Raw genomic sequence first — 10821 nt, forward strand, 5'->3', positions numbered from 1 at the left:
GAAGTCAGCCGCGCGTCGCGCGTCGGAGGAGAAGCACGACAATGACAAAGGCAGTCAGATACGACGAGTTCGGCGGAATCGAGGTCTTGCGGGTCGACGAGGTCGACCGCGCTGTGCCCGGGGACGAGCAGGTCCTCGTGCGGGTCACAGCGGCAGGCATCAACCCCGGTGAGGCAGCCATCCGAACCGGCGCGATGGCTGACATCTTTCCCTCGACCTTTCCGTCCGGGCAGGGCAGCGATCTCGCCGGGGTTGTCGCGGAAGTCGGCGTCGGAGCCGACCGATTCTCGGTCGGCGACGAGGTGATCGGGTTCTCCGAGAAGCGAGCCGCCCAGGTCGAGTTGGTCCTGGTCGACGTCGACAACCTCACACCCAAACCGCGCAACGTCTCATGGGAGGTGGCGGGCGGCCTATACGTCGCCGGCGTGACGGCATGGGGGGCAGTACATTCCGTGCAACTCGACAAAGCGGAGACCGTTGTCGTCTCCGCCGCAGCCGGAGGAGTCGGCTCGCTCGCCGTTCAGCTCGCACGCCGTGCCGGAGCCACGGTCATCGGCCTGGCGAGCCTGTGCAACCACGAGTGGCTGCAAAGCCACGGTGTGATCCCGGTCGTATACGGTGACGGCGTCATCGACCGGATCAAGGCCGCCGCACCGGGCGGCATCGATGCCTTCATCGACACCCACGGCGGCGGGTACGTCGAACTGGCCCTTGCTCTCGGCGTCGCGGTCGAGCGGATCGACACCATCGCCGATTTCGCCGCGGCCGCGAAGTACGGAGTCAAGACCGAACCCGGAACCAACACCAGGCCGGGCGCCGAGGTACTCGCCGAACTGGCCGCCCTGATCGCCGAGGGACACCTCGAAGTCCCGATCGCCAACATCTACCCGTTGACACACGTCCGCCAGGCCTACACCGAACTCGAACGCCGACACACCCACGGCAAAATCGTACTGAGGCCCTAGCCGGCACCACAGAGTCCGGCACGCCTCCAGCGGACTACTCAACCGCCGGGGCAGGCCCGTCAGCACGGTTGTCTGCCTCCCCAAGACCACGACACTGCCGAAACCACGGTCGATCAGACGCAGCGCCGAAACCCGAAACATCGGTAGGAATGCTTGACTCGTTCCAGAAAGCGGACGAGACTCCTGGGCGTGCCCACGGACACGGAATTCCAGCAGATGCTGCGGGGAGTTTCGCTTCGCGTGACCGCTCCGCGTATTGCGATTTTGAGTGCGGTGCACGACGATCCGCACGCCGACACGGATTCGATCATCCGCGCGGTGCGATCGCGTCTGTCAGCGGTGTCGCACCAGGCGGTGTACGACTCGTTGCGCGTGCTCACCGCCGCGGGCCTGCTGCGATGCATTCAGCCGTCCGGCTCGGTCGCGCGGTATGAAACACGGGTCGGTGACAATCACCACCACGTCGTATGCCGGTCGTGCGGATCGATCGCCGATGTCGACTGCGCGGTCGGCGAGGCCCCGTGCTTGACCGCGACCGACGACCGCGGCTTCTCGATCGACGAGGCCGAGGTCATCTACTGGGGCATGTGTCCCGATTGCGCCACGTCGCACGCCGATTGATCGCGTCCTGATCGCCGCCCGCATACCCATTTCAGGAAGGAATGTCATGACATCCGACCGCCGCCCTCCCGCTCCTGAGACCGGAACTCGAAGCGCAAGCGAGAGCGAGAACCCAGCCATCCCATCCCCGACTCCGCAGACCGACCATCGCCCCCGCACCAACAAGGACTGGTGGCCCGAGCAGATCGACGTCTCGGTGCTGCACGCACATTCGTCCAAGGCCAACCCGCTGGGGGCGGATTTCAACTACGCCGAGGAGTTCAAGAAGCTCGATGTCGACGCTCTGAAGGCCGATGTCGCCGCCGTCCTGACCGACTCGCAGGACTGGTGGCCTGCGGACTACGGCAACTACGGTGGTCTGTTCATCCGGATGAGCTGGCATGCGGCGGGCACGTACCGCATCGCCGACGGGCGCGGTGGCGGCGGTCAGGGGGCGCAGCGCTTCGCGCCACTCAACAGCTGGCCGGACAATGCCAGTCTGGACAAGGCTCGTCGGCTGTTGTGGCCGGTCAAGCAGAAGTACGGCAACAAGATCTCCTGGGCCGACCTGTTGGTGTTCGCCGGTAATGTCGCTCTCGACTCGATGGGCTTCCAGACCTTCGGCTTCGGTTTCGGCCGCCCCGATATCTGGGAGCCGGAAGAGGTGTTCTGGGGCTCGGAGGACACCTGGCTCGGCGATGAGCGCTACAGCGGTGACCGTGACCTGGCGAAGCCGTTCGGCGCGGTCCAGATGGGCCTGATCTATGTGAATCCGGAAGGGCCCAACGGCCGCCCGGATCCGGTGGCCGCCGCGCGGGACATCCGCGAGACGTTCGGCCGCATGGCGATGAACGACGAGGAGACTGCCGCACTGATCGTCGGCGGCCACAGTTTCGGCAAGACCCACGGTGCGGGCGATGCCGACCTGGTCGGTCCCGAACCCGAAGCGGCCCCGCTCGAGCAGCAGGGCCTGGGCTGGAAGAGTGCACACGCGACCGGCAAGGGTAAGGATGCCATCACCAGCGGTCTCGAGGTCGTCTGGACTGCCAGTCCGACCAAGTGGGACAACGGCTTCCTGCAGAACCTGTACGGCTATGAGTGGGAGCTGACCAAGAGCCCGGCCGGGGCGTGGCAGTACAAGCCGAAGGACGGTGCGGGCGAGGGGACCATTCCGGATCCGTTCGGCGGGCCCGCCCGAACCCCGACCATGCTGACTACGGACCTGTCGCTGCGGGAAGATCCGATCTATCGGGAGATCACCCGCCGCTGGCTGGATCACCCGGAGGAACTGTCCGAGGCATTCGCCAAGGCGTGGTACAAGCTGCTGCACCGTGATATGGGACCGCTCAGCCGCTACCTCGGGCCATGGGTTCCCGGGCCGCAGCTGTGGCAGGATCCGGTTCCGGGCGTCGATCACGAACTGGTCGATGAACAGGATGTCGCGGCGCTGAAGCGAAACGTCCTCGGCTCCGGCCTCTCGGTCGCGCAGCTGGTCAAGACCGCGTGGGCGGCCGCGGCGAGCTTCCGCAGCACCGACAAGCGCGGTGGTGCCAACGGCGCCCGGATTCGGCTCGCACCCCAGAAGGATTGGGAGGTCAACGAACCCCCCGAGTTGGCGAAGGTACTGCCCGTGCTCGAGCAGATCCAGCAGGAGTTCAACGGTTCGGCCGCCGACGACAAGAGGGTGTCGTTGGCCGACCTGATAATCCTCGCCGGGTCCGCGGCGGTGGAGAAGGCGGCAAAGGACGCCGGCCACGACATCACGGTGCCGTTCGCACCCGGACGGACCGACGCGACGCAGGAGAACACCGATGTGGAATCGTTCGCGGTCCTGGAACCGCGGGCGGACGGGTTCCGCAACTACGTGCGGTCCGGTGAGAAGGCCCCGCTGGAGCGTCTGCTGCTCGACCGGGCGTACATGCTCGACGTGACGGCTCCGGAGATGACGGTACTGGTCGGCGGCCTGCGCGCCTTGGGCGTCAACTACGGCGGCAGCAAGCACGGTGTGCTCACCGAGCGTCCAGGCCTGCTGACAAACGACTTCTTCGTCAACCTGCTCGACATGCGCACGGAGTGGAAGGCGTCCGAGTCGGCGGAAAACGTCTACGAAGGTTTCGACCGGTCCTCCGGCCGGTCCAAGTGGACGGCCACCGCCAACGACCTCATCTTCGGCTCACACTCGGTGCTGCGCGCGGTAGCCGAGGTTTATGCGCAGCAAGACGGCACGGAGAGGTTCGTGAACGACTTCGTCGCCGCATGGGTCAAGGTGGTCGACAACGACCGGTTCGACCTCGCCTGATCTCGACTCGGCCCCATCCAGAGATTCGATGGGGCCCAGTCGGCCGGGGGAGGTGTGGCAGCACCGTAGCGCGTCACGCCTGTTTCGACGCCAGCTCGACAACGGTGACATCAGAGGGGGCACCGACCCGGACCGGAGGTCCCCACGCGCCCGCTCCGCGGGTGACATAGAGCTGAGTGTCACCGTAGCGTTCCAGGCCCGCGACGGTCGGATTGGCCAGGCCCGCAAGGAAATTGCCGGGCCAGAGCTGACCGCCGTGGGTGTGGCCGGACAGTTGCAGGTCCACGCCGAACTCGACCGCATCGTGGATCTGCACCGGCTGATGTGCCAGCAGTACCGCGGTACGCGCGAGGTCACGGTCGCCGAGCGCGGCGGCGAAATCCGGCCCCTGCCCGATACGTCCACCCTGAATATCGTTGACACCGGCGAGGTCGAAATACGGCAGCTCGGTGCGGCTATTCGCCAGCAGCCGCAGTCCGAGTTCCTGCACATGCTCGATCCACTGCTCGGCGCCGGAGAAGTACTCGTGGTTGCCGGTGACGAAATAGGCGCCGTGACGCGCGTGCAACCGCGACAGCGGCTCGACCGCCGAGCGCAGGTGCTCGACGCTGCCGTCGACCAGATCGCCAACCACGGCAACGAGATCCGGTTGTGTGCCGTTGATTGTCTCGACCACTCGCTCGGCGAATCCGCGGCCCAGAATCGGACCGAGATGAATGTCGCTGACCACGGCGATCCGGAAGCCGTGCGCGGCGCGCGGCAGATTGGCCAGCGGCACTGTCAACTGCTTCACCCGCGGCCCGGCCAGCACGCTGTGGGTGCCGTATCCGACGGTGGACACCGCTGCCAGCGCCGCCGTAGTGCCCACCGCGCGGGAGACGAAGAATCGCCGTGAAACCGTCGCGGGATGATCCCCCGCCGCAGCCGCGGTTGTCGGAACGCCCTCGGACCTGCTCGAATTCGCAATCCAACGCCGGAAAAGCGGCCGCACCAGCTCACCCGCCAACAGCCACAGCACGAGATAGAGGAACAGCGCCCCCCACATATAGCCGGGCCAGGCGATGATCTGGGTGAGCAGGAACGGAACCCCGGCAGATTCGGATGCAAACGCGCCGACCAACAGCGCTGTCCCGGCAATGATCACCCCGGTCCCCACCCGGCGGGCGATCGATCCGCGCTCGGTCGTATCCCGCACGAGCCGCCGCCACAGATACCAGTGCACGCCGACCACTCCCAGAACGACGATTACCGCACCGACGACGATTCCCACAACGACCACCACGTCCACGGCAGCACTCTATGTCCGGTCGAAGACAAGATGTGCGTAATGCATTGTGGCGTTTGCTGTATGCCGCTGCGCAAATGGTCCACCCTCAAATCGGCGCACCCGCAATGGCCTGAAGTTGGCGCACCCTTTCAATGGAAGGTGAGGTGGTTGAAGTGGCGGAAGCTTCGATCCGCGCCGAGACAGCAGACACGCTTCGAGGACTCGCGGCTGGACAAGTGAGTTCTGGCACGCTGCGCCCCTACGTCGACGGTGCCTACGTCGATGTGCCCAACGCCGCCGCATTGGATCGGGAGCGCGAGTACTACGGCGCCAACTGCGAGCGGCTACGTCAGGTGAAGGCCCGATACGACCCGGAGAACGCGTTCAGCTTCGAGCAGAGCGTGCCGCTATCGAGCGAATCTACGGTATGACTACGTAGCAATGAGCCGAGCCAGCTACCCTGGGACGTCAGAGATGTCCAGTAGTTGATGAGGGAGTCGGCATCGTGCGTGGATTCGGGGATTTGGAGGCGGTGATCATGGACCGCATTTGGGATCGGGACGCGGAGACCACAACGGTCCGCGAAATCTTCGACGAACTGGCCGCCGAGCGCGGTATTGCCTACACCACGGTCATGTCGACCATGGACAATCTGCACCGCAAGGGCTGGTTGGCGCGCGAACGCGCGGGCAAGGCATATCGGTACTGGCCGACGCTGACCCGCGAGGAACACAGCGCGCGGCTCATGCTGGAGGCGCTGGGCTCCGGCGGGCGCTCGGATCTGGTGCTCAGCCATTTCGTCGATCGGATCAGTGAGGAGGAGTCGGCCGGACTGCGTGCCGCGCTGCGCCGGCTAACCTCGCGCAAAACTCCAGAGGCGCCGTGAACGTAGCCGTCAGCCTGATGATCTACGGCAGTTTGGTGGCCACCTTCGGCCCGACCGTGCTGCGCAGACTGACCCGGCGCGGCGTCGCGCCTCGGCTCGGGGTGCTCGCCTGGCTGGTCGCGATCGCGGGCGCACTGGGTGCGTGGGCCATCGCGGCCGCCATGCTGATCGTCGAATTCGCCACCTACTGGCATCCCATCGATACGCTGCGCGACTGCTATAGCGCGCTGGCCACGCCGATGCGCCCGCACGGTGGCCTGCTGGTCCAAGTGGGAACTCTGACCTGCGCGGCGCTGGTCGCCATCGCACTCCTCGGCATCCTGGCGCACGCCGCACAGGCGATGTTGTTCATGCGACGCAAAACCATCGCACACGCACGCGCCGTTCGCATGGTCGGTCGGCGCGTGCCCGGTGTCGGTGCGGTCGTGCTGGATTCGCCGGAGCGCCAAGCCTATTGCGTGGCCGGACGGCCCGACACCATAGTCGTCACCAGCGCGGCCGTCGACGCGCTGACCGAGAAGCAGCTCGCCGCGGTGCTCGCCCACGAGCACGCACATCTGAGCGAGCGGCATGCCGGACTGCTCCGATTCCTGCGCGGCATCGCGATCACGCTGCCCGGGATGCGTCTGGTGACCGACGGGGTGCACGAAATCGGCCGACTACTCGAGATGTGCGCCGACGATACGGCGGCGCGCACACACGGCCGGGAGCCGCTGCTCGGAGGCATGCTCGCGATCGTCGGCGCGACCGAACCGCTCCCGGCGGGTGCGTTGGGCGCAGCGGCCACCGCCGTACTGGACCGGGCCGAGCGCTTGATGGCGCCGGTCGGCGCGGTGCATCGCGCGACGAACCGGACCGCATTGCTCGCCGTGATGGCGGCGACCGTAGTGGGTCTTCTCGAGATTGCGGTCGGAGTACTGTTCTGCAGCACAGTGCTGGGATGAACCGGTACTGCACCGGACCCGGTAGGGGTCGGGTCCGGTCGGTCGGCAGAACAGAGGAGGGGCATAGGTGCACGTCACCTGGGATCAGGTTTTCGCTTGGCGGCTGCGCAGGCAATTCGTGGCGTCACCCGACGATGTCGGGGTCACCCAGATCGTCGAGCGACTGTGCGGTGTGCAGGCCCAGGTAACCGCGGCCGCGGATCTCGCGGTGGCGCTGCGGCGCAGTAAACCCGATCCTGGTGCGCTACTACCGGAATTGGCGGCGGGCACCTTGATGAAGACTTGGGCCATGCGCGGAACATTGCACGCGCTTGCCCCTGACATGGCGGCCGCAATCCTCTCCTTGATCGGCTCCGCCCGCACCTGGGAAAAGCCCGCGTGGCAGCGCACGTTCGGGGCGTCGCCCGCGGAGGTCGCGGCGCTGGCCGATGCGGTGGCGCAGGTGCTCGATGGCATGGTGCTCAGCCGGGACGAACTGGTCGAAGCGCTGGTCGCCGAACCCGCATTCCATCGGCTCGGTGCGGAATTGCGCTCCGGCTGGGGTGCGCTGCTCAAGCCGCTGGCCTGGCAGGGGGCACTGTGTCACGGTCCCGCGCAAGGTAATCGGGTCACTTTCACCAGCCCGGCCCATTTGATCAACGGTTGGCGCGGCCTACCCGAACCCGATGCCGCCGCACCCTTGGCTATTACCGGCTACCTCGGCGCGTACGGCCCGGCGACCCCGGACACCTTCGACGCCTGGCTCAGCCGCAACAGTCTGAAGAAAACGACGGTGCGCCAATGGTTCTCGGAACTCGGTGACGCACTCACCGAGGTCGATATCGCGGGCCGGCGCGCCTACATACTCACCGAACACGCCGACGAACTGGCCGCCACGAAACCGACCGGCACCTCGGTACGCCTGCTGGGCGCCTTCGACCAATACGTCCTCGGACCGGGCACCGGCGACACCGAATTGCTCCCGACCGAACATCGCGCCCGGGTTAGTCGGGCAGCGGGCTGGATCTCTCCCATCCTGGTCGTCGACGGCCGTATCGCGGGCACCTGGGAGACCACCGCCGACGATCTGTCCGTCACCACTTTCGACGGCTCACTACCCCCGACCCGCGACCTCAAAGCCGCCGCCAACCACGTCGCCGCAGCCATGGGCCACCCCGGATTCACCGTCCACGTGGCGTAGCAACCACACCTGGTCGAGATCACCACGCGGCGGCGGTGATCGTCTCCGGATTCAGCCGAGGACCCGGCGGGTTTGCCGGGCAGAGGCGAGTAGTGCGCCGCCGCGATCCCAGATATCGATGTCGTCCACCGACCAACCGCCGCCGGTGCTGACATTGGTCGCGCGGACGAGGACCGGCTGGCGGGTCAGCCGGGCCAGATCGGTGTGCAGATGCATCGAGAACGCCACCGTCGGCACCGCGACCGGCATGGTCAGGGTGGGGAAGAGGCCGGGCGGCAGTGCGTCGGCCAGCACCGCGAGCGTCGCGGCGTCGATCGGCAGTTCGGGGACCAGCGAGATCCACGCGCACATCCAGGCCTCGTCCGTGCCGGTCAGCGGAAGCGGCCCGGCGGCCGGTCGGATTTCGAAATGTGCTCCCACAGGGACGATTTCGGGTGGCAGCCGGAACTGGACGCAGTCGTACGGCGCGGGCACCTCCGGCGCGGTGGTCGGCGGGAGGTCGGGTACCCGGGTCGGCGTGGTCCGGCCGAAGGTGACCGCGGCGGATGCGACGGACTTGCCCTCCTGATCGGCCGTCACCTCGACAACCGCGGTGCTGCGCCCCATCGGGTGCGCGATTGCCCGGAACGTGAGGACTCCGTCGGCCGGGCGGCCCAGGAACCGCAGATCCACTGCGCGCACCGGCAGATCGGTACCGCCTGCGCGTCGGGCGACCTCGACCAGCAGTCCGGCGATCACGCCACCGTGCGGCCCCGCCCACCCGCGCCAGGACTTATCGATCCGGGCCCGCCAGATGCGGTAGTCGGTCTCGGCCAGTGCGAACTCATCGCCCAGCCGACTAGTCAGTTGCATCATGAAACGAACCATAGGCTAGTGAGTTCTTTGAAGCAACCGACTATGCTGAGGCTCATGCGCAGGACCAGTTTCGACGAGATGAACTGCTCGGTCGCCCAGTGTCTGGAAGTGGTCGGCGAATGGTGGACGCTACTGATCGTGCGTGACGCGCTCTTCGGCGTGACCCGCTTCGACGACTTCCGCGCGCGCCTCGGCATCGCCCGCAATGTGCTCACCCAGCGTCTGGAACACCTTGTCGCGCACGACATCATGGTCAAGGTGCCCTATCAGGAGAATCCGGTCCGCTACGACTACCGGCTGACCCCCAAGGGCCGGTCACTATGGCTGGTCGTCAATGCCATGCGGCAATGGGGTGACGAGTGGGCCGCACCCGACGGCCCGTCGGTGCAAGCCGTGCACGAATCCTGCGGTAAGACCACGGTGATCGAACCGGTCTGCGCCGAATGCGGTGAGCGGGTGCGCGGGCGGGACCTGCGCCCCGTCGATGGTCCCGGCGCGGCGGGCGGACGCTCCATCCTGCCCGCCGACCTTCAGCACGCCCACTGATCGATACGTCCATTAGGCTGCGGCGGTGGCGGATGGGCGAGTGCGGAAGCTGATCGACACGGTCGCGTGGGTATGCATCGAAGATGGACGTATCCTGTGCGCCCGCCCGAAGGGCAAGGACATCTTCTACATTCCGGGCGGCAAACGCGAGGGCGCGGAGTCGGATCTGCAGACGCTGCTGCGTGAGATCGAAGAGGAACTGACCGTCGCACTGCTCCCGGAAACCGTCGCCCACGTCGGCACCTACGAGGCCGCACTGCACGGGCCGGCCAACGATGTGGTCGTCCGGATGAGCTGCTACATCGCCGACTACCGCGGCACCCTCGCGGCCAGCAGTGAGATCGAAGAGGTCGCCTGGTTCTCCTATGCGGATCGCGCGCTGGTGCCGCCGGTCGATCAACTGCTGTTCGACGACCTGGTCGATGCGGGCCGATTGGCCTGAGGTGCCCGCGCACGCGCCGCGCGGGATACGGTCGATGGCATGACCACGGTTCGCTCACTGTTGCGTTGGGCCGCATATGCGTTGGTTGCGCCGGTGATCGGTCTCGGCCCCATAGCGAGCCGGTTTCGGGTTCCGCGCCGGTTGCTGGGCATATTCATCGCGCCGCGCGATTCCCTGGCAGTGCGTGCGGTAGTGCATTCGGTGCTGGCCGGTGTTGTCGGCCTGCTGACCTGGTTTCTCGCCTTTCTGGCAACAGTCGCAGCGGTGCGTGGAATCTTCTATCCGCTCATCGCGGACAACGATCTCGAGCACTCGTGGGGTGGTCCGACGCTGGCCGGGGCCTGGGCGGTACACGCGCTACTCGGGGTTGGGCTACTGCCCGTATGGGGACTGGCGCTGGCTGGACTCGGTGCGGTGCAGGTGCGCCTGACCCGCCGGTTGCTCGGTCGGCACGGCCCGTGGTGGCCGATTCCGGTATCGCTGCTGCTGGCCGTCGGTGGCGCGCTGCTCTTCATCTCGTGGTTGCATCAGGCCTGAAAGCGGCACAACCCTTCAAAAGTAACTCCGATAGATTGCGAACCGGCGTTCGGTGAACACACCGAACGCCGGTTCGTCGGCTGCCGCAACGACTGGAAGGGCGACGGCATTACCGGCCACCACCTCAGCACTCGGCTGGAATACCGGTAGCCGCGATCAGGTGGCGACCGGAGCTCGCCCGGCTCGTTCGATGAGGTGCTGTACCAGGTTCAGTAGTACTTCTTTGGCGGAGGCGCGGTTGCGGGCGTCGCACAGCATGACCGGGATGTGGTTGTCGAGGTCGAGTGCGTCGCGGACTTC

12 protein-coding genes are annotated in these 10821 nt (G+C 66.6%); 10 read left to right on the forward strand and 2 right to left on the reverse strand.

Annotated elements, in window-relative coordinates; genetic code table 11:
* Positions 1-41: 41 nt before the first annotated feature.
* The 3 genes from ACIBW7_RS33965 to katG all read left to right on the forward strand — a co-directional run bounded on the left by ACIBW7_RS33965 (position 42) and on the right by katG (position 3864).
* The gene (locus ACIBW7_RS33965) at positions 42-965 is read left to right on the forward strand and encodes an NADP-dependent oxidoreductase (RefSeq protein ID WP_397053558.1); all 924 of its coding nucleotides are present in this window, start codon (positions 42-44) and stop codon (positions 963-965) included.
* A gap of 216 nt (positions 966-1181) precedes the next feature.
* Positions 1182-1586 (forward strand): Fur family transcriptional regulator, encoded by a 405-nt coding sequence (locus ACIBW7_RS33970; RefSeq protein WP_397053594.1) that lies wholly within the window; start codon positions 1182-1184, stop codon positions 1584-1586.
* Between the two features lie 46 nt (positions 1587-1632).
* On the forward strand, positions 1633-3864 hold the full coding sequence (katG, locus tag ACIBW7_RS33975) for a catalase/peroxidase HPI (protein ID WP_397053560.1): 2232 nt from the start codon (positions 1633-1635) through the stop codon (positions 3862-3864).
* Positions 3865-3937: 73 nt separating this feature from the next.
* Here the strand turns inward: katG and ACIBW7_RS33980 are convergent, their stop codons facing one another.
* Complete coding sequence (locus tag ACIBW7_RS33980) at positions 3938-5152, reverse strand: metallophosphoesterase (RefSeq protein ID WP_397053562.1); 1215 nt, start codon at positions 5150-5152, stop codon at positions 3938-3940.
* Positions 5153-5367: 215 nt separating this feature from the next.
* Here ACIBW7_RS33980 and ACIBW7_RS33985 point away from each other — a divergent pair, with 215 nt between their 5' ends.
* From ACIBW7_RS33985 to ACIBW7_RS34000, 4 genes are all read left to right on the forward strand, one after another.
* Positions 5368-5562, forward strand: coding sequence for a BBE domain-containing protein (locus ACIBW7_RS33985; protein ID WP_397053564.1), 195 nt, complete (start codon positions 5368-5370; stop codon positions 5560-5562).
* A gap of 74 nt (positions 5563-5636) precedes the next feature.
* Positions 5637-6017, forward strand: coding sequence for a BlaI/MecI/CopY family transcriptional regulator (locus ACIBW7_RS33990; protein WP_040690485.1), 381 nt, complete (start codon positions 5637-5639; stop codon positions 6015-6017).
* Positions 6014-6961, forward strand: a complete 948-nt coding sequence (locus tag ACIBW7_RS33995; RefSeq protein ID WP_397053566.1) for a M56 family metallopeptidase — start codon at positions 6014-6016, stop codon at positions 6959-6961. The genes ACIBW7_RS33990 and ACIBW7_RS33995 overlap by 4 nt, the downstream gene beginning before the upstream one ends.
* Before the next feature lie 67 nt (positions 6962-7028).
* Positions 7029-8141, forward strand: coding sequence for a winged helix DNA-binding domain-containing protein (locus tag ACIBW7_RS34000; RefSeq protein WP_397053568.1), 1113 nt, complete (start codon positions 7029-7031; stop codon positions 8139-8141).
* A 51-nt stretch (positions 8142-8192) separates the two neighbouring features.
* On the opposite strand, the gene ACIBW7_RS34005 is transcribed toward ACIBW7_RS34000, so the two are convergent.
* Positions 8193-8996: an acyl-CoA thioesterase gene (locus ACIBW7_RS34005; RefSeq protein ID WP_397053570.1), complete on the reverse strand. Its 804-nt coding sequence runs from the start codon at positions 8994-8996 to the stop codon at positions 8193-8195.
* Positions 8997-9050: 54 nt separating this feature from the next.
* On the opposite strand from ACIBW7_RS34005, the gene ACIBW7_RS34010 reads away from it, so the two are divergent.
* From ACIBW7_RS34010 to ACIBW7_RS34020, 3 genes are read left to right on the forward strand one after another with little or no spacing between them, the layout of a single operon-like run.
* Positions 9051-9542: a winged helix-turn-helix transcriptional regulator gene (locus ACIBW7_RS34010; protein ID WP_397053572.1), complete on the forward strand. Its 492-nt coding sequence runs from the start codon at positions 9051-9053 to the stop codon at positions 9540-9542.
* Positions 9543-9567: 25 nt separating this feature from the next.
* A complete protein-coding gene (locus tag ACIBW7_RS34015; protein WP_397053574.1) occupies positions 9568-9984 on the forward strand; it encodes an NUDIX domain-containing protein in 417 nt (138 codons plus the stop codon).
* A 39-nt stretch (positions 9985-10023) separates the two neighbouring features.
* Entirely contained in the window at positions 10024-10521 is a 498-nt protein-coding gene (locus tag ACIBW7_RS34020; protein WP_397053576.1) for a sensor domain-containing protein, read from the forward strand.
* Positions 10522-10821: the final 300 nt, after the last annotated feature.

Origin of the sequence: Nocardia sp. NPDC049526 (assembly GCF_044465765.1) — a bacterium.
Classification (GTDB): domain Bacteria; phylum Actinomycetota; class Actinomycetes; order Mycobacteriales; family Mycobacteriaceae; genus Nocardia.

What these genes read in the sequence shown, in the direction of transcription:
- ACIBW7_RS33965 (WP_397053558.1), top strand. Translation starts at nt 42, where the DNA reads ATGACAAAGGCAGTCAGATACGACGAGTTCGGCGGAATCGAGGTCTTG.
- ACIBW7_RS33970 (WP_397053594.1), top strand. Translation starts at nt 1,182, where the DNA reads ATGCTGCGGGGAGTTTCGCTTCGCGTGACCGCTCCGCGTATTGCGATT.
- katG (WP_397053560.1), top strand. Translation starts at nt 1,633, where the DNA reads ATGACATCCGACCGCCGCCCTCCCGCTCCTGAGACCGGAACTCGAAGC.
- ACIBW7_RS34005 (WP_397053570.1), bottom strand. Translation starts at nt 8,996, where the DNA reads ATGATGCAACTGACTAGTCGGCTGGGCGATGAGTTCGCACTGGCCGAG.
- ACIBW7_RS34010 (WP_397053572.1), top strand. Translation starts at nt 9,051, where the DNA reads ATGCGCAGGACCAGTTTCGACGAGATGAACTGCTCGGTCGCCCAGTGT.
- ACIBW7_RS34020 (WP_397053576.1), top strand. Translation starts at nt 10,024, where the DNA reads ATGACCACGGTTCGCTCACTGTTGCGTTGGGCCGCATATGCGTTGGTT.